The organism is Mesorhizobium sp. M4A.F.Ca.ET.020.02.1.1 (assembly GCF_004022645.1).
In the GTDB taxonomy this organism is placed as follows: Bacteria; Pseudomonadota; Alphaproteobacteria; order Rhizobiales; family Rhizobiaceae; genus Mesorhizobium.
The window spans coordinates 1-18,708 of the sequence record NZ_RZOI01000039.1 but is presented as its reverse complement, the minus strand read 5'-3'; the positions used below and the strand labels follow the sequence as shown (position 1 = coordinate 18,708).

Sequence of the window (18,708 nt, the reverse complement as noted above, 5' to 3'; positions counted from 1 at the left end):
GTCTTTCGCCTCGAACGTGGCAATTGAGGCTGGTCCCACCTCGTCCGCAGGGTTGGCGATCTTCTCGCCGTGCAGAATGGCGTAGCTATAGATCTGCTTCACGACATCGCGGATATGGACGGCGGTTGCCGGCGCACCACGATCCCTCACCTTTGCGCAGAGCGCCCGCAAGTCGTCAGGTGTTATTTCGGTTAGGAGTCTTTTTTCCCAAATCGGCAAAATGTCGCGATCGAAAATAGCCTTGCGCATCGAGCGGGTGCTATCCGCCATCTTCGCTTCCTTTAACCAGCGCTTGCCTTGATCCCCGAAGCTCGCCGTGCCTGACAGGCGACGCTTCTCGCGCTGCTTTTCTTGCGCCGGCGACTTTCCGGCTGCCACCATTTTTCGCGCGGCAAGGCAGCGGTCGCGTGCCTCTGCCAGCGTGAGACCTCCGTTCCCATATCGGCCCAGCGTCACAGTCTCTCTCCGACCATTGGTCCGGTAGTCGTACCGAAACGCAATCTGCCCAGTCGGAGACACCGCAGCGTACATACCGTCACGGTCGGCAACTTTGTACATTTTGTCTTTCGGTTTCAGCCGCTTAAGGGCAATATCTGTTAACATAATGACAGAGGATCGGATCACAACTTGGGTTTCTCGGCCGCCAATTTTACCGTCATTAATTTTACCGTCAACTGTTAGGAACGATCATTGTATTTCAATGCTTTGATGGGCAAGAAGTGAGTGCGCTTGCAATCGGCGGGACGACGGTATTGCATGGCAGGAAAGAGAACGCTGAAACGCATGCCGTCAAATTTACCGCCAAATGATTCCGCTTCCAGGCGATAGATGGCGATAGATGCAGTAAGGAAAACACACTTATTTCAGAGGCTTATACAACTCTGATCGATACTTACCGAAAGCTAGCTAATGATGCACCTTTATTCCCATTCGATCGTGCCGGGCGGCTTCGACGTCACATCGTAGACGACGCGGTTGATGCCCCGTACCTCGTTGATGATGCGGGTGGCGGCGGCGGCAAGGAAGTTCATGTCATAGTGGTAGAAGTCGGCGGTCATGCCGTCGACCGAGGTGACGGCGCGCAACGCGCAGACGAATTCGTAGGTGCGGCCGTCGCCCATGACGCCGACGGTCTGCACCGGCAAGAGCACGGCGAAGGCCTGCCAGATGGCGTCGTAGAGGCCGGCCTTGCGGATCTCGTCGAGATAGATGGCGTCGGCCTCGCGCAGGATCTCAAGCTTGTCGCGAGAGATGCCGCCCGGGCAGCGTATGGCAAGGCCGGGGCCCGGGAACGGATGCCGGCCGATGAAGCTCTCGGGCAGGCCGAGCTCCTTGCCCAGCGCCCTCACCTCGTCCTTGAACAATTCGCGCAGCGGCTCGACCAGCTTCATGTTCATGCGCTCTGGCAGGCCGCCGACATTGTGGTGTGACTTGATCGTCACCGACGGGCCGCCGGAGAAGGAGACGCTTTCGATGACGTCGGGATAGAGCGTGCCCTGGGCCAGGAAATCGGCGCCGCCGAGCTTCTTGGCCTCTTCCTCGAACACTTCGATGAACAGCCGGCCGATCGTCTTGCGCTTCTTTTCGGGATCGGCCTCGCCTTCCAGCGCCGAGATGAAGCGGTCGGACGCGTCGACCAGGATCAGCGGCAAATTGTAGTGCTGGCGGAACATCTCCACCACGCTCGCCGCCTCGTCCTTGCGCATCAGGCCATGGTCGACGAGGATGCAGGTGAGCTGATCGCCGACCGCCTCGTGGATGAGAAGTGCGGCGACCGAGGAGTCGACGCCGCCCGACAGCGCGCAGATCACCTTGCCCTTGCCGACCTGCTTGCGGATCGCCTCGACGGCGTGCTCGCGATAGGCGCGCATCGTCCAGTCGCCCTCGATGCCGGCGATGTTGTGGACGAAGTTCCTGAGCAGCCTGGCGCCGTCCGGCGTATGCACCACCTCGGGATGGAACATGATGCCGTACATCTTGCGCTCGACATCGCCGAAGATGGCGAAGGGCGAGCCTTCGGACCTGCCGAACACCTCGAAGCCCTTGGGGAGCGAGATGACGCGGTCGCCATGGCTCATCCACACCTGGTGCCGCTGGCCGGGCGCCCACAGGCCCTCGAACAGCGGGCTCTCCTTCTCGATCTCGACGAAGGCGCGGCCGAACTCGCGATGGTTGGAGCTTTCGGCGACGCCGCCCATCTGCACGCAAAGCGCCATCTGGCCATAGCAGATGCCGAGCACCGGCACGCCGGCCTCGAAGACGATCTGCGGGGCGCGCGGGCTGCCGATATCGGTGGTCGAGGCCGGGCCGCCGGACAGGATCACCGCTTTGGGATTGATGCGCTCGAAGGCCGTCTCGGCCGACTGGAACGGCACGATCTCGGAAAAGACGCCGGCCTCGCGGATGCGGCGGGCGATGAGCTGCGTGAACTGGCTGCCGAAGTCGACAATCAGGACGGTGTCGGAGCGATTGGCTGTTTTCATGGCGAGCGTTTAGAGAAAGAAACGAGTCGGCGCAATGGGTTGCGAGGCGTCCGGTTCAATCCGACGGCTTCGCCGCGCCCAGGCTGACCGTGCCGGAAGCGATCGCCTGTTCCAGAAGGCCGACCGCGCCGGCCAGTTTCTCGTCGATAACGTGCAGGTACTCCGTCCAGTCGCCGACATGCCTGAGGTCAGCCGCGCCATCGGAAATGCCGCGCAGGCCGGCGAGTGGCACGCCGAACAGCTGGCAGGCGCGCAGGCAGGCGAAAGTTTCCATGTCGACCATGTCAGCGGCGATCGCATCATAGGCAGCGCCGGAGATGATCGCGCCGCCGGTCGACAGCGACGCCTCCCTGATGCCGGGGATCCTTAGCGGCAAGGGCACGGTGACCGGCAGGTCGAGAAACGGCGTGGCACCCTTCTCGAAGCCCAAAGGCGAGGCGTCGATGTCGCGATAGGCGACCGAAACCGCCTGATAGATCTCCGCCTGCTCCAGCGTGCGGCTGCCGGCCGAGCCGAGCGAGACGACAAGATCCGGCAGCGCCTTCCCCCCCCTCAGCCGGGCAAGCTCGGCGCCCAGCCTGACCCCGGCCTCGACCGGCCCGACGCCAGTCATCAGCGGCGTGAACAGTTTTCTGAGATGCGGACCGTATTCGGCCTGCGCGGCCATGACGAAGAGAACGTCCCTGCCCACGATCCGCACAGCGCTTGCCATGGATTATCCTTCGATCCCGTCCCGTCCGACGACCGTCATCATGGTGCCGGTCATGGTGGCGATCAGCTTGGCCTCGCCGTCGGCGGCGAAGGCGTAGGCCTGGCCGTCGGCGACGATGATGGTGCGGCCTGGCTTGGTCACCGAGCCGCGGAACAGGAAGCGCTCGCCCCTGCCCGGCGCCAGGAGATTGACCTTGAACTCTATGGTCAGCACGCTGGAATTCTGCGGCAGCAGCGAGAAGGCAGCATAGCCGCAGGCCGAGTCCAGCGCCGTCGAGATGACGCCGGCATGCAGGAAACCATGCTGCTGGGTGAGCGCGGCCGAGTAGGGCATCTCGATCTCGATGATGCCGGGTGTCACCAGGGTCAGCTCGGCGCCGATGGTCGTCATCGCCTGCTGCCGGGCGAAGGATGTGCGGACCCGGTCCTCATAGTCAGGAGCGGGTACGATCTTTGCTGCCATGGCTGTCGCCTTCATTTCCTGGGAAAGCTTATTGCAGAGGCACGCCGCGCAGGCAATCTCTTATGTTGCAGTGCAGCAATGCCGGCACCCCTGCCTCAACCCGCCCTGTGCAGCGCGCAGACATAGAACCCGTCGGTGCCGCTCAGCGCCGGCGACAGCGAGATACCGCCGCCGGCGCCGATGCGCGCGGCGGCTTCATGGCCGGGAAAGCGGCCGTCCCAGAGCTTGCGGTGGTCAACAGGCGCGAACTCACCATGGCGGGCGCGGAAATCGGCCACTTGCTCGCCATTCTCGGCGTCGAACACCGAGCAGGTGATGTAGACCAGCAAGCCACCGGGTTTGACGAAGGCCTTGGCCGCGTCGAGGATTTCCCTTTGCTCGCCCCGGCGCTGGTCGAGCTGTCTTTGCGTCAACCGCCATTTGGCGTCGGGGCGGCGCCGCCAGGTGCCGCTGCCAGTGCAGGGGGCGTCGACCAGCACGATGTCCATATGGCCAGCGAGCGGGCCCAGTTCGGCGGGTTTGCTGACGATCTGGATGTTTCGGTTTTCGGACCGGCGCATGCGGTCGAAGATCGGCGCAAGCCGCGCCTTTTCGGCATCATGGGCAAATATCTGGCCGCGATTGTCCATTTCGGCCGACAGCGCCAGCGTCTTGCCGCCGGCGCCGGCGCAATAGTCGAGCACCTGCATTCCGGCCTCGGCGCCGGCCAGCGTCGCGACGATCTGCGACCCTTCGTCCTGGACCTCGAACCAGCCCTTCTGGAAGGCGGGTTCGGCCTGGACGTTGGGGTGCCTGCCGTCGCCATCGATCGGCGGGATGCGGATGCCTTGCGCGGCAATGCTCGCGGCAGCCGCGCCCGTGCCGTTGAGTTCGGCCAGCACCTTGCCGCGATCGGCCTGCAGCGTGTTGACCCTGAGGTCCAGCGGCGGGCGAGCGGCGAGCGCCGCCCCTTCCGCGACCCACGTCTCGCCGAAAGCCTGCCCGAACAGCGGCACACACCAGTCCGGAATGTCGGCTCGTACCGCGTCCGGCGCATCGGCCGGGCGGCGATCGGCCGCCGCCATCAGTTCGGTGTCGCTGAGCAGCGGCGGCGCGAACCTGTCGCCGTCCAGCGCATCGTTCAGCGACTGTGCCGTCTGGCCCCATTCGAGCAGCAGGGCGCCGAAGCCGATTGCGCGCGGGGTGTCCTCGCCGAGCAGCCAGCCGGCGGAACGCTTGCGGCGCAGCGCGTCATAGACGATGTTGCCGATCGCCGCGCGATCGCCGCCGCCGGCAAAGCGGTGCGACAGGCCCCAGTCGCGCAGGGCGTCGGCCACCGGCCGGTGCCGCCGGCCGATGTCTTCCAGAACCTCAATGGCCGCCGCCAGCCTTCCGCCCAGTCTCATTCCTGCTCCGTCAACCGTTGCCTTCAGTCCTGCTCTTAGAGCCTTTCCTGCTCCGATTGAAACAGTTCTGTTGCGGTGAGGCCAAAACGGCCGGTCCAATGCCATCCTGCGTACGACATACGGAACGCTTTTCGATGCAGTCGGTCCTCAGCGGAAAACAAGAACAAATCAACCGGAACATGAAATATGTCTAATATTTTTACTAACGAGTACAAGCAAGCCCGCGGGCTTAACCACTCCGCTTTCCAAGATTTCGGGTTGCGAATACTCTCTCAGCCGTGATTCGCGACGCAGTAAAGGCGGTTTTGCGGATCGATACGAGGAGAGGGCAATGAAGACTTATCTTGCGGAAGTTCTAGGCACATTCCTGTTGGTATTCATCGGCACGGCTTCTGTGGTCACGGGCGGCTTCGGCGGTGCGCTGCCGCTCGGCCAGGAAGGCATCGGCCTGGCGTTCGGCATCGGCCTCATCGCGGCGGCCTATGCGATCGGGCCGATCTCGGGCGCGCATCTCAATCCGGCTGTGACGCTTGGCGCCTTCCTCGCCGGCCGGCTGCCGGCAAAGGACGTCGTTCCCTACTGGATCGCGCAGATCATCGGCGCCATCATCGCCTCGCTGGCGCTGTGGATCATCGTCTCCGGCCAGGTCGGCGGCCACACTGGCGGTTTCGGCGCCAATGGCTGGGACGAAGCGAAATGGGGCGTCAGCTCGGCTTTCCTGTGGGAATTGATCGCAACCTTCACCTTCGTCACCGTGATCCTCGGCGTCACGGCGCAAAATCACAGCACAACCTTCGCCGGGCTGGTCATCGGCCTGACGCTGGCCGGGCTGCACTTCGCCATCATCCCGGTCACCGGCACCTCGCTCAATCCGGCCCGCTCGATCGGTCCGGCGCTGTTTTCGGGCGCGGCGGCGCTCAGCCAGCTGTGGCTGTTCATCGTCGCGCCACTGATCGGCGGCGCCATCGCCGGCGTCGTCGCCAAGGCGCGCATCTTCGAGAAGGACTGATTTTTTTTGAAGCCTGAATGCGAAAAGGCGCGGGGCTGGCCCCGCGCCTTTTTGTTGGAGTGCACGCTCTTTCGAGGATCAGGCAATCTCGAAGCGGTCGAGGTTCATCACCTTGGTCCACGCCTTGACGAAATCCTTGACGAATTTGTCCTTGGCATCGACCGAGCCGTAGACCTCGGAAAGCGCTCGCAGTTGCGCGTGCGAGCCGAAGATCAGGTCGGCGCGGGTGCCGGTCCATTTGACCGCCTTGGTCTTGCGGTCACGCGCTTCGTAGATCTCGTCGGAGCCCGACGCCGGATCCCAGACCGTCGCCATGCTGAGCAGGTTGACGAAGAAGTCGTTGCTCAGCGTGCCTGGTCTGTCGGTGAACACGCCGTGCTTCGAGCCGCCGGAGTTGGCGCCGAGCACCCTCAAGCCGCCGACCAGCACCGTCATTTCTGGCGCTGTCAGGGTCAGGAGCTGCGCCCGGTCGACCAGCAACGCCTCGACCGACAGTGGCAGCTTGCCCCTGGCATAGTTGCGGAAGCCATCGACGACCGGCTCGAGCGCGGCGAAGGACTGGGCGTCGGTCTGTTCCTGCGAGGCGTCCATGCGGCCCGGGGTGAACGGCACCGTCACCTGGTGGCCGCCGTCCTTCGCCGCCTTTTCGACCGCGGCGACGCCGCCGAGCACGATCAGGTCGGCGAGCGAGATCTTCTTGTCGCCGGTCTGCGCTGCGTTGAACTCCTGCTGGATAGTTTCGAGCTTCGCCAGTACCGTCGACAGCTTGGCGGGCTGGTTGACCTCCCAGTCCTTCTGCGGACTCAGGCGAATGCGCGCGCCGTTGGCGCCGCCGCGCTTGTCGGAGCCGCGGAAGGTCGAGGCCGAGGCCCAGGCGGTCGAGACCAGGTCGGAGACCGACAGGCCGGAGGCGAGGATCTTGGCCTTCAGCGCAGCGATGTCCCCTTCGCTCGCCAACTCGTGGTCGATCGCCGGAATCGGATCCTGCCAGATCAGCTCTTCCTTCGGCACGAGCGGGCCGAGATAGCGCACGACCGGACCCATGTCGCGGTGGGTGAGCTTGAACCAGGCGCGGGCGAAGGCGTCGGCGAACTCAGCGGGATGCTGGTGGAACCGCCGCGAGATCTTCTCGTAGGCCGGGTCGAAGCGCAGCGAAAGGTCGGTGGTGAGCATGGCCGGCGCATGGCGCTTGGACGGATTGTGCGCGTCCGGCACCAGGCCGGCGCCGGCGCCGGCCTTCGGCGTCCATTGATGGGCGCCCGCCGGGCTCTTCGTCAGCTCCCATTCGTAGTTGAAGAGGTTGTCGAAGAAGTTGTTGCTCCACTTCGTCGGCGTCGTGGTCCAGGTGACCTCGAGGCCCGAGGTGATGGCGTCGCCGGCAATACCGGTGGCGTATTTGCTCGACCAGCCGAGGCCCTGCGCCTCGATGCCGGCGCCTTCCGGCTCGGCGCCGACAAGTGCGGCATCGCCGGCGCCATGGGTCTTGCCGAAGGTGTGACCGCCGGCGATCAGCGCGACTGTCTCCTCGTCGTTCATCGCCATGCGGCGGAAGGTCTCGCGGATGTCGCGCGCCGCGGCCAGCGGATCCGGATTGCCGTTGGGGCCTTCGGGATTGACGTAGATCAGGCCCATCTGCACGGCGCCGAGATGGCCATGGAGCTCGCGGTCGCCGGAGTAGCGCTCGTCACCCAGCCACTTCGCCTCGGAACCCCAGTTCACGTCCTGCTCGGGCTCCCAGACGTCGGCGCGGCCGCCGGCGAAGCCGAAGGTCTTGAAGCCCATCGATTCCAGCGCGACGTTGCCGGCGAGGATCATCAGGTCGGCCCAGGAGATCCTGCGGCCATACTTCTGCTTGACCGGCCAGAGCAGACGGCGCGCCTTGTCGAGATTGGCGTTGTCCGGCCAGCTGTTCAGCGGCGCGAAACGCTGCTGGCCGGCGCCGGCGCCGCCGCGGCCGTCACCGATGCGATAGGTGCCGGCGCTATGCCAGGCCATGCGGATGAACAGCGGCCCGTAATGGCCGAAGTCAGCCGGCCACCAGTCCTGCGAATCCGTCATCACATGGTGCAGGTCCTTGATCACCGCATCGAGGTCGAGGCTCTTGAACTCCTTGGCGTAGTCGAAATCCTCGCCCATCGGGTCCGAGAGGTTCGACTGCTGGTGGAGCACGCCGAGGTCGAGCTGGTTCGGCCACCAGTCACGGTTGGTCCGGCCGGCGGATCCATGCGCCACAGGGCATTTGCCCGCGCTGTTGTCGTCGGTTTTCGCGTCCATCTTACTCTCCGATTTTTGCCGAGATTTGATTTTTCACCAGGGGCTGCCAGCGGCCGCGCCAATCTGGAACGATTCCAGACTAGGCCGGCGAGACGATAAAGACAAATTGCCTTTCCTGTTTTTTCCGATAGGATTTCCTTATGATCGGTCTCACCGTCCGGCAGATGCAATATTTCGACGCGCTGGCGCAGACGCTGCATTTCGGCCGCGCCGCCAAGCTCGCCGGCGTCAGTCAGCCGGCGCTCTCCGCGCAGATCGCGGAGATGGAACAGCGGCTGGCCTGCCGTCTGTTCGAGCGCGGCGGCAAGACGGTGCGAATGACCGACGAGGCGCTGGCCTTGCAGCCACGCATCGAGCGCATCCTCGCCGACATCCGTGACGTCGAGACGACGGCCCGGCGCGGCCGCCCCGCCATGGAAGGGCGCTTCCGCCTGGGCATCATTCCCACGGTCGCGCCCTATCTGCTGCCGCATGTGTTGCCGGAATTGAGAAAGCATTTCCCGGTCCTGCAACTCGAACTGCGCGAGGCGGTGACCGCGTCGCTGGTCGAGGACACGGCTTCCGGCCGGTTGGACGCCTTCATCGCCGCGCTGCCGCTCGACCATCCCGGCCTAGTCAGCGAAGAGCTTTTCCCTGACCGCTTCTTCCTTGCCGTGCCGTCAGGCGATCCGGCCTTCGCCTCGCCGCCGGTGCCGCCGGAAAGCCCGGCGCTGGAAAGGCTGATGCTGCTGGAGGAAGGCCATTGTCTGCGCGAGCAGGCGCTGGCCGTGTGCGGCAATGTCCGTCCGGTGGCGATGGCAAGCTACGGCGCCACCAGCCTGACGACGCTGCTGCAGATGGTGGCGCATGGACTGGGCGTGACGCTCGTGCCGGAGATGGCGATGCGGCCGGCCGGCACCATCCCCGACCTCAAGATCGTCCCGTTCCAGGAACCGATGCCGCTGCGCATGATCTGCCTCGCCTGGCGCCGCAACAAGGCGCGGCATGACGAATGCGTGGAGTTGGCGAAAATCATCCGTGGGCTTGGTGAAGCTGTGCTGGCGAACTGAGAAGCGTCGTGTCCGACCGGATGTCTGCTTCTGGCGACTGGCGATCTGACCCGCGATCAACCGACTTGTCCCCATCCGTGCCATCGGGTTTCGTTCCTATCGGCCCAGTTGAAATGACAGCGGCGAGCACCATGGCAATGCCGCTCATCTGCATCGCCGATATCGTCTCGCCGAGAACCAGGACGGCAAAGACTATGCCGAGCAGGGGCTCGACATTGCTGATCATCGTGGCGCGCACAGAGCCGACAATCGGGAACGCGCAAAGGAAAGCCAACGTTCCGATGGTGGAACCGATCGCGACACCTGCAAACCCGACCCACCCCGCAACAGTCTGCGGCAACGCGAATACACTCATGAACGGAAACAGCAGCGCCAGCGTTATCGTTGCCGACACCATCATATAGAAAGCCACAGCCAGGCCGCCGGCCTGTCTCATGGCGCGGGCGCTTCCAACAATAACGAACACGCAGGTGACCGCTCCGAGAGCGGCAAGGCAAAGCCCCGTGGCATTCAAGGCGCTGAGCGAGAAACCAATGGCCAGGCCCAAGCCCGCGAATGCCGCTGTGAACGCCATCATCATTCTCATGTTCATCGCCCCGTCGCCGAGCAGCGCCGCGGCAACCCCTACCAGCAGAGGGTGCGAAAAATAGATCAGGATGACCATGTTGACGGGGATGTATTTGACCGCTCCCAGAAATCCGAACAGCATGACGGCGTAGGACACGCCGGCAACGCAGCTGACGATCAAAGATTTTCGGACTATCCAAAGGGTTTGGCCGAGCGAGACCATCAAGATCCAGGTCATTCCGACGGTTAACAGGCATCGCAGCGTTATGACGGACATGACGTTGCTGCCCCCGTCGTAGGCCAGCCTGGCGAAGCTCGGCACGACGGCTATCGCAACCGACGATAAGATGACCATGGCCGTGCCAATGGATTGGCGATGGCGAAGCGGGGCCAAGGCCCGGCCAATCTGTCGGTGATCCTTTGGAAGACTTTCAACCGCAGCCGTCATTGTCGTTCGCCCCAAATCATCGCGCGCCTTCAAACCTCTTGTATCGCCGTGCAGGGATGCATCCGTGGCAGCCAGCGGGAAGCCAGCGGGATTCGATCGGTATCCGTTGTGCCTCCCGGGAATTGCGCGTTAATTGTGGAGCCAAGGGTTTGGATGACAGCGACCCAGCTGGCTGGTGGGCGTCGTGGCCGTAGAAATCACGTTGTTCGGAGACTTCGGGCTAAAGCTTGCGACCGGCCAGGATATCGACCTGCCGGGCCAGAAAGACCGTGCCCTGCTTGCGTTCCTGGCGCTATCGCCTGGCACGAACCACACGCGAGACAAGCTGGCAAACCTGTTATGGTGCGACCGAGGAGATCAGCAGGCCCGCGACAGCTTGAAACACGCCCTAACGCGCGTCCGGCACGGCCTGCAGGCATCGGCGGCATCTCCGATCGTTGCGGACCGGCGAACGGTGAAGCTCGATCCCGCCGCGGTGAAGACGGACGTCGCGACGTTCGAGCGGCTTTTGCGCGAAGGAACGCCGCAGTCGCTCCATGCCGCGGCTGCGCTCTACCGCGGAGAAATCATCGAGGATGTCAGCGTCCGAAGTCCCCCGTTCGAGGATTGGCTGCTTCTCGAGCGACGGCGCCTCCGACATCTTCTCGAAGCTGCGCTGACGAGAGCCATTGCCGATTCGATCGCCAACGGCGAATTGGGTTTTGCCGCGGAGGCCGCGCGGCGACTCCACCTGCTTGATCCTCTCAACGAAGCGGCCAGCCGGGCAATCATGCAGGCAGAGGCCGAGGCGGGCCAAACCGTTCAGGCGTTGAGGCGGTACCAAGGACTGCGCGATCGCCTTCGCGCGGAGCTCGGAGTCAAGCCGGCGCCAGAGACAATTCGCCTCTACGAAGCCATCCGGGATCGCGCCGCTGAGGAGCCCGTTTCTGCTGTCAGCCCTGTCTTGCCTTCGACTGCGGAGATGCCGCTCCCCGAGAGGCCGGCGGTTGCCGTGCTGCCCTTCGAGAATCTCAGCGGCGATGCCGACCAACAGTATTTCAGCGATGGCATCTCCGAGGACATCATCACCGAGCTGTCGCGGTTCAGGTCGCTGTTCGTGATCGCGCGACACTCTTCGTTTGCGTTCAAGGGCCGGCCGGTCAAGGTGCAGGAAATCGCGCGGGAATTGGGCGTGGCCTATGTGGTCGAGGGCAGTTTCCGCCGGGTGGGCGACAGGGTGCGCATCAGCGCGCAACTGGTGGATGCTGGTCGTGGCACCCAGCTATGGGCGGAAAAGTACGACCGGGAGCTTGTCGATATCTTTGCCGTTCAGGATGACGTCGCGAGGTCCGTGGCCGCGGCCGTCTGCGGGCGGGTGGACGTGGCGAGCCGGGACCGGGTCGAGCGTATGAGCCCGGACACGCTGCGGGCCTATGACCTAGTGCTGCGCGCCAAGTTCCTGACGCTTAACTATACGCGAAGCGAGAATGCGCAGGCTCGCGAATTCGCCGAGCGCGCGGCGACGCTGGATCCCAAGAGCGCTGCGGCATGCACTCATGCCGCATGGTGCCTCTTCTATGAATACATGGCCAAATGGACCCGTGACTCCGGCGCGTCGCTTCAAAGAGCTTTCGACTATGCGCAGCGCGCCGTTCTGCTCGATGAAACCGACAGCTTTGCCCATACATTGCTTGGCATAGTGCACCTGTTCAGACGGGAATTCGACCAGGCTCATACAGAAATCCTAGCCGGCGTGGCTCTCAATCCCAACGATTTCCTGGCGCGGCGCTACTACGGCATGTTCCTTGCCGCGACCGGCAACGCTGAGAGCGGCATCGCTCAAATCGAGCTGGGGAGACGGCTCAATCCGTTCGATACGCGTTGGGTGCCATGGGACATGGGGATCGTCTGTTTCACAGCCCGCCGCTATCAGGAGGCGATCACCGCACTCAAGCAGGCCCGCAATCCCATCAATGAAGTGCACGGCTGGCTTGCAGCCAGCTATGCCCAAGCCGGCCTTTTGCAGGAAGCCAGATCGACGCTGGAGCATTTCCTGCGCGTTGCGGAACAAGACATGGCGGTCTTTCCCGGCCGCAAGCTCGCCAACTGGGAGCCCTATTGGCATGGAGCTTTCGAATATCAGGACCAGGCGGATTTCGACCACCTGTTCGACGCGCTTCGAAAGGCCGGATTGGACGACTGAAGCGAGCTACGGCAAGCGGACAATTCTGTTGAAGCATAGGCATATCCGTTGAAGCCGACCGCGGCGACACTATAGGGTCCCTGAAAAGTCGCATGGGGTTCAGGGTATTGCCGACCGACACGGCCCATGCAGCGGGGCAAGAACGACAATCGCGGATATCGCGCCGAAGCGCCTTTCGGGATGTCGCGATCGCGGTCCTGATCGGGCTTTTCGCCTTTGTCGTCTACAACGCAAACCTGCGGTCGATCCCGGCCGCCGATACCTATGCGGCGCGATATATGCCGTTCTCGATCCTGCGCGACCACCAGGTGGTGCTGGATTCCATCGCCAGGGAGGTCGCCCAGGGGCGCAAGCCGCCGGAGGCTCAAGGGCAAGTCGAGACCGCGGCCTGGATGCTGAAGGGGCCCGGCGGCCACCTGGTCTCCCTATACCCGGTTGCCGTCCCTGTCGTTGTCGCTCCGCTGTACCTTCCGGCCGTTCATTTCCTCTCGGCCAGGGGCTGGGAACCGCTGCTGTTCGACAAGGTTGCCCGGGTCATGGAGAAGCTCTGCGCCTCGCTCATGGCCGCGGGCTCGGTCATGCTTTTCTATCTGCTGCTGCGGCGCCGCTGCGAGCCGCGGGCCGCCGTTTTTCTCACTGCCATCTATGCTTTCGGCACGACAACATGGGTCATCAGCAGCCAGGCGCTCTGGATGCATGGGCTGGCTCAGCTCCTTGTCATCGCGACCATGCTGTTGCTGACCGGGCCGGTCACCGCGCTCCGCGCCGCGGCAACGGGTTTTCTCTGCGCGCTCATTGCCGTCAACCGCCAACCCGATGCCATTCTGGCGGCGGGCCTCGGCCTCTATGGACTTTGGTGGGCGGGACGCAAAATCCCCCTCTACGTGGCCGCAGGGCTGATCCCAGTGGGCCTGGTGGTCGCCTACAATCTCCCTTTCGTCGGCAATATCGCCGGTGCCTACGCCTTGATCGATCCGCCGGACAAGTACAGTGACGGCGTTCTGGGCGGCATTGCCGGCCTCCTGTTCAGCCCCACGCACGGGCTCTTCGTCTTTTCGCCTTTCCTGCTGTTTGTACCCTGCTTCCTGCGCCAGGTGCTGCGAGACCGGAAGATGCGCGGCCTGACCATCGCGATAGGCTGCGCCATGGTCGTCCAGGTGATCTTCTACAGCATGATAGACTGGCGCCAGGGCATGTCCTTTGGGCCGCGCTGGCTCACGGATATGGTGCCGATGCTTGTCTGGATGCTGCCGCCCGTGCTGGCGGCATTGTCGCGAGCGGGCCGGGTTGTGTTTGCAGCAGCCGCATTGGCGGCGGTCGCGATCGAGGTCGTCGGCGCGTTCTGGTACCTCGGCGTGGCGGATGCGCACGTGGTGGCGGCGCGCGGTCCCGACAGAATGCGGCCAGCATGGGACATCAACAACGCTCCCTTTATCGCCGAGCTGAAGCATCCGCCCGCGCCCATGGACCTCCTGACCCGGATGCGCGGCTATCTGGACGAGATCAGGGTCATCGAGGCGTCGGCGACGGGAGGCCAGGCGACCGAGCGCCAGCTCGAGATCGTCGGATGGGCGCTCGCTGATGCGACGACTCCGGTCGATGTCAACGCCATGGTCGACGGCCAAGGCATAGCCGGCACAAACGCGTTCTTCGATCGTCCCGACGTCAGTCAGGCACTCGGCTCGACGAATGCCGCCGGCTGGCGAATCTCGTTTCCCGCCAGCAAGCTCGCGCCGGGCGACCATGTGGTGAGCATCCTGGTGCATCCGTGGCAAGGCGGCGAGCCGCGGCTCATCATGGAGCGCAAGTTCACCCTGGCACCGCCGCCGACTACCGAGCAACGCGCGGTTCAGGCACTTGCCGAGAGACAACAGGCGCCCGGCTACTGGCTGACGGATTTCACCAGTGGCACCGCCTTCGAGCAGACGCGCCAGGAACTGAACACCTACCTCAACGCCGTCATGGTTGACGTCCTTTCGCCCATGGCGAACGAGGCCGGCGTGCCGGACATGCTGATGCGGGCGCGGCGATATCTGACGGACCAGATCGAACCCGGAGGCCTGGTCCGCTATCACGGACGACCCGATGCGCCGACGATCGGCACGCTGGGCTGCGCCATAACACCGGACGCCGACGACACGGCACTCGTCTGGCGCGTAGCGCCGAGCACGGACAGGATGCTGCTGGCCCCGGCGCTCGCCACCCTTGCGCAATATCGCAGGGCCGACGGTCTCTACAGGACCTGGCTCGCGCCGACGGAGCGCTATCAATGCCTCGACCCGGGGAGGGATCCAAACCCAGCCGATCTCGGCATCCAGATGCATGTGTTCATGCTGCTCGCCAAGGAAGACCCACCCGCGGCAAAAGCACTGTGCGAGGCCATGACCCGGAAAGCAGCCGATGGCGACGTCTGGGTGTACTACGCCGATGCCCCGCCTTTGCTCATCCTGCGGCTCGCCGATCTGCGCAAGGCCGGCTGCCCGCTACAGCTGCCATCGTCGCGCCTGCGCACGACAGTTCCCGGGCAAGAGATTTGGGTCAGAGCCATTGAGCTTCTGCAGTTGACGGAGGACGGCGCGGCCACGGCCGACACCCACCACGAGGCAACAGAACTTCTGGACAAGATCGCCGCCGATGATTTTTCCTTGCTCAGGAGCACCCCTCCGCTCTTCTATCATAATGATCTGACCGCCTCGGTGCGGCGATTCTACTGGTCGCAAGAGCTAGGATATGCATTGTGGCTGAGGCTCGATTTCGAAAACCGATTCAGGCAGACCAAGGCTGGCTGCCGCTCCGACAGTCTCCAGCAGCGATGCGGTGAAAAGTGACACGAATTCCAATCGAAACGGCCATTGCGACGCGTCCTCGGCCAGGATTGTCCGCATATCGGCTGTTGTCCTGCGTCCGCTTCGATGAAGTGCTGGCGCTTCAAGGCGCGCCGCTGCTTGGGGCGATCCTATCGATCGGCACCCTGACAAGCGGCAACCTGCTGGAGATCGCCGCTCTCATGAGCGGCAATTTCTGTCTGGTCGCGCATGTCTTTGTGTTCAACGACTGGTCGGGAATCGATGGCGACCTCAACAACCCCCGGCGTGCCTCCGGGACTTTTGCCGCCAGAGGGTTGACCCGCACCGAAATCGGCTGCCTGGCGCTGTCGCTTCTGGCGCTCAGCCTCCTGCTGTTCGGATTGGTCGGCCAGAACACTCTCCTGCTCGGGCTAGCGATTGCCGGCCTCAGCGCGCTCTACTCCGCCCCTCCCGTTCACCTCAAGGGCGCGCCTTTGTTCAGCTCGGCGCTTCATCTTGCCGGCGGGGCGCTGCACTTTCTGCTCGGCTACGCAACCTTCACGGCGATCGACGCACGCGGCTTGGCCATCAGCTGCTTCTTCGGGCTGGTGTTCACCGCAGGCCATTTCACGCATGAAACGCGCGATCACGAGAGTGACGACCTCAACGGGATCCGCACGAACGCCGTGGCTTTCGGCAAGAGGCAGAGCTTCTTTGCCGGGCTTGCCCTGTTCACGGTGGCCTATGCCCTTCTGGTTGCGCTCGCGCTGTTGGGCCTTGTACCCCTCGTGCTCGTTCTGGCCGCGGCCCTCTACCCCTTGCATGTCCTGGCATCGTTGCGGGCCTTGCGCGAGGGCCTCACCTACGAAAGCCTGATCCGGCTTCAGGGACAGTATCGAACGTTCTTTGCGATCATCGGACTGCTGATGCTCGCAGCAGCGCTTCTTGCCTAGGCCCGCCCCTCCCAATGCTTTCCGTAATCGTTCCTGTCTTCAACGAAGTTGCGACGCTGCCAAGCGTGCTGTCCGTCATCAGCAGCGCGCTTCCCGGCATCGAGAAGGAAATCATCGTCGTCGATGACGGATCGACCGATGGGACCCGCGAGCTGCTGCGAAGGAATTTTCCAGACGGGCCTCGCTCGGCCTCCGGCATGGTGGTCGGTGCCAACGGAGATCTAGTCTTCACCGACGATGCGGCGGATGCTCGAGTTACCGTGCGACCGCACTACCAGGAGCGCAACAGGGGAAAGGGCGCCGCAGTGAGGAGCGGGCTCGCGGCCGCCAGCGGGGATGTCATCGTCATTCAAGACGCGGACCTCGAATACGACCCCGCGGACTGGACCGTGATGTACGACCTGATCACCGGGCGTAAGGTTGCTGACGTGGTTTACGGCTCGCGCTTCTATGGCCGGCCGCATCGGTCACTCTATTTCCACCACTATCTGGCGAACAGGTTCATCTCGCTGATGTTCAACCTGCTCTACAACCAGACGCTCACCGACATCGAATGCTGCTACAAGATGTTCACACGTGAGGTCAAAGACCGCCTGCGTCTCACCTGCGACGACTTTGGCTGTGAAATCCAGTTGAGCGCCCAGATCGCACGCGCGCGCCGCTTGCGCATCTATGAGGTCGGCATCAGCTACTATGGCCGGACCTATGACGAGGGCAAGAAGATTGGCTGGCGCGACGGGATGAAGGCGCTCTGGTATCTGATCCGGTTCCGGATTTCTTCGTGACCTTTTGGCGCCGTTTCGGCAGGAGGAGGGTCAGCGCGACCAGAACCGCCAGATAGGCGCCGGTCCCTGTCGAACGATCGCCTGCTTGCGACGACGCCAGCCCCCAGGCGAGAGGCACAGGCCGACAACGCCTGCGAGACAATGTGGTTCTGGTCGCAAGCGTCAACCCGCTATGCTGGTGTGACGGACTGGAACCGTCCGCCCTCTCCGTGCATTTCGGTGGATCGTGAACAAGCCAACGTTCAATACCAATCGGGGCGGGCCGGCAGGCTGGACAATCAAGCTCGGTGATTCCCCCGTCATTGGCACGGCGATCCACAGCGGCTCCGACGTCGGGCCGACCTGCCAATCGCTCCTGTGCATTTCCAACTCGGACCGCCGGAGGGAGGAAGACCCCTTCACCGAGCACTTTATCGCCGATTTCCCAACCCAGATCATTGTTCATCGATCGCGCTTCCAAGTCGATCTGAACCGCGCGCGCGCGGCTGCGGTCTATCGGTCGGCGGATCAGTCCTGGGGTCTGAACGTATGGCGAGAGCCGCCTGCCGAGCACATTGTCGACGAGTCCGTTGCCTTTCACGACGCGTTCTACGGCGAACTCAAGCGTGTCCTTTCCGATGTCGAGAAACGTTACGGCAAGTTCGTCCTGGTCGACGTCCACAGCTACAACCACCGACGCGAAGGGCCGAAGGCAGCGGCTGCGCCGCAAGATGTCGCGCCTGACATCAACATCGGCACATTCTCGATGGACCGCACGCGCTGGGCGCCGGTCGTCGACGCCTTTGTGGAAACGCTGCGCGGCCATCGTTTCCATGGTGACCCGATCGACGTGCGCGAAAATGTGTCTTTCCAGGGCAAGGGCGAACAGACCCGCTTCGTCCATGCCAATTTCCCCGAGACGGGGTGTGCCATCGCGGTCGAGTTCAAGAAGATTTTCATGGACGAATGGAGCGGCGAGCCCGACTGGGCGGCAATCGAACGACTGCGCGCCATGCTTGCGTCGACGGTGCCCGTGCTCGAGGCAGCGCTGCGGGGCATGACATGAAACCGAAGCTGGTCCAGGCTGCCTCTCCGTTGGCGACAATCGAATCGGACCTCGACGCACTTTTCCGGGACGGTAAGCCGATCCGCCGCGAGTTCGGCGACGGCGACCGTTTGCACATCGATCGGCCGCTGCCCTTTCTCTGCGTCCATGTCGGCTCGCAGCAGGATGCGGCACTCGATGTTGTTTCCGCCAGTGCGTCCTATCTGATCGTGGCCAATGCCGGCTTCGCCGGCGAGGTTGCGCGGCTGATGGCGAAGAGGATACGCGATCGTTGCGGCGCATTCCTCGTACTCGACATCGGCGAATTGGCCGAAGACCGGTTCCTGACGGAGGACGTTCCGTTCCTGCCGCCTTTCGAGATTGCACTGGCCGGCGGCGGCACGGCGGGTGAGAAGGCAGCGCTCAAGCGCTTCGCCGCCGCCGCGTCCGGACGCGACGCAAAATACCGCACGCCCCGCGTGGACGAATTCAATCCCACGACACGCGCCGAAGCACGGCTCCCGGACCATCTCGGCAATGTGGCGCGCCTGACGGTGCGCTTCGCGCCAATCTACAGGGTGCCAGGCAC

The 18,708-nt window shown here is 63.6% G+C and carries 14 protein-coding genes and 1 pseudogene; 8 read left to right on the top strand and 7 right to left on the bottom strand.

The genetic code is table 11. The features are described from left to right. From EN742_RS05040 to EN742_RS05020, 5 genes are all read right to left on the bottom strand, one after another. Nucleotides 1–603: integrase arm-type DNA-binding domain-containing protein (locus EN742_RS05040; RefSeq protein ID WP_148670029.1), on the bottom strand; the 603-nt coding region annotated here is incomplete at its 3' end. 317 nt (nt 604–920) lie between these two features. Continuing rightward, nucleotides 921–2,483: a glutamine-hydrolyzing GMP synthase gene (gene guaA / locus EN742_RS05035; protein ID WP_127406033.1), complete on the bottom strand. Its 1,563-nt coding sequence runs from the start codon at nt 2,481–2,483 to the stop codon at nt 921–923. 55 nt (nt 2,484–2,538) lie between these two features. Then, on the bottom strand, nt 2,539–3,195 hold the full coding sequence (locus EN742_RS05030; protein WP_127406032.1) for a 5'-methylthioadenosine/S-adenosylhomocysteine nucleosidase: 657 nt from the start codon (nt 3,193–3,195) through the stop codon (nt 2,539–2,541). Between the two features lie 3 nt (nt 3,196–3,198). Then, nucleotides 3,199–3,657: a PaaI family thioesterase gene (locus EN742_RS05025; protein ID WP_126056380.1), complete on the bottom strand. Its 459-nt coding sequence runs from the start codon at nt 3,655–3,657 to the stop codon at nt 3,199–3,201. Between the two features lie 95 nt (nt 3,658–3,752). Next, on the bottom strand, nt 3,753–5,042 hold the full coding sequence (locus EN742_RS05020; protein WP_126056381.1) for an RsmB/NOP family class I SAM-dependent RNA methyltransferase: 1,290 nt from the start codon (nt 5,040–5,042) through the stop codon (nt 3,753–3,755). Nucleotides 5,043–5,373: 331 nt separating this feature from the next. Between EN742_RS05020 and EN742_RS05015 the strand changes: the two genes are divergently transcribed. Then, nucleotides 5,374–6,051, top strand: a complete 678-nt coding sequence (locus EN742_RS05015; RefSeq protein WP_126056382.1) for an MIP family channel protein — start codon at nt 5,374–5,376, stop codon at nt 6,049–6,051. A gap of 78 nt (nt 6,052–6,129) precedes the next feature. On the opposite strand, the gene katG is transcribed toward EN742_RS05015, so the two are convergent. After that, nucleotides 6,130–8,325, bottom strand: a complete 2,196-nt coding sequence (katG, locus tag EN742_RS05010) for a catalase/peroxidase HPI (RefSeq protein ID WP_127406031.1) — start codon at nt 8,323–8,325, stop codon at nt 6,130–6,132. A 140-nt stretch (nt 8,326–8,465) separates the two neighbouring features. On the opposite strand from katG, the gene EN742_RS05005 reads away from it, so the two are divergent. Further along, on the top strand, nt 8,466–9,374 hold the full coding sequence (locus tag EN742_RS05005) for a hydrogen peroxide-inducible genes activator (protein WP_126056384.1): 909 nt from the start codon (nt 8,466–8,468) through the stop codon (nt 9,372–9,374). Here the strand turns inward: EN742_RS05005 and EN742_RS05000 are convergent. Continuing rightward, nucleotides 9,337–10,389 (bottom strand): DMT family transporter, encoded by a 1,053-nt coding sequence (locus EN742_RS05000; RefSeq protein ID WP_127405274.1) that lies wholly within the window; start codon nt 10,387–10,389, stop codon nt 9,337–9,339. The two genes, EN742_RS05005 and EN742_RS05000, sit on opposite strands and share 38 nt — an antisense overlap. Before the next feature lie 184 nt (nt 10,390–10,573). On the opposite strand from EN742_RS05000, the gene EN742_RS04995 reads away from it, so the two are divergent. From EN742_RS04995 to EN742_RS04965, 6 genes and pseudogenes are all read left to right on the top strand, one after another. Continuing rightward, entirely contained in the window at nt 10,574–12,571 is a 1,998-nt protein-coding gene (locus EN742_RS04995; protein ID WP_189375182.1) for a BTAD domain-containing putative transcriptional regulator, read from the top strand. Nucleotides 12,572–12,663: 92 nt separating this feature from the next. After that, nucleotides 12,664–15,399: a hypothetical protein gene (locus EN742_RS04990; RefSeq protein ID WP_128332506.1), complete on the top strand. Its 2,736-nt coding sequence runs from the start codon at nt 12,664–12,666 to the stop codon at nt 15,397–15,399. Nucleotides 15,400–15,488: 89 nt separating this feature from the next. Then, nucleotides 15,489–16,310 carry a UbiA family prenyltransferase gene (locus EN742_RS04985; RefSeq protein ID WP_189375181.1) on the top strand — a complete coding sequence of 274 codons (822 nt, stop codon included), beginning with the start codon at nt 15,489–15,491 and terminating at the stop codon, nt 16,308–16,310. A 14-nt stretch (nt 16,311–16,324) separates the two neighbouring features. Next, a complete protein-coding gene (locus tag EN742_RS04980; protein ID WP_126056390.1) occupies nt 16,325–17,095 on the top strand; it encodes a glycosyltransferase family 2 protein in 771 nt (256 codons plus the stop codon). A gap of 226 nt (nt 17,096–17,321) precedes the next feature. Then, the gene (locus EN742_RS04970; protein WP_245482261.1) at nt 17,322–18,140 is read left to right on the top strand and encodes an N-formylglutamate amidohydrolase; all 819 of its coding nucleotides are present in this window, start codon (nt 17,322–17,324) and stop codon (nt 18,138–18,140) included. Continuing rightward, a pseudogene (locus EN742_RS04965) lies at nt 18,137–18,708 on the top strand (flavohemoglobin expression-modulating QEGLA motif protein); the annotation flags it as partial. The gene EN742_RS04970 and the pseudogene EN742_RS04965, both read left to right, overlap by 4 nt.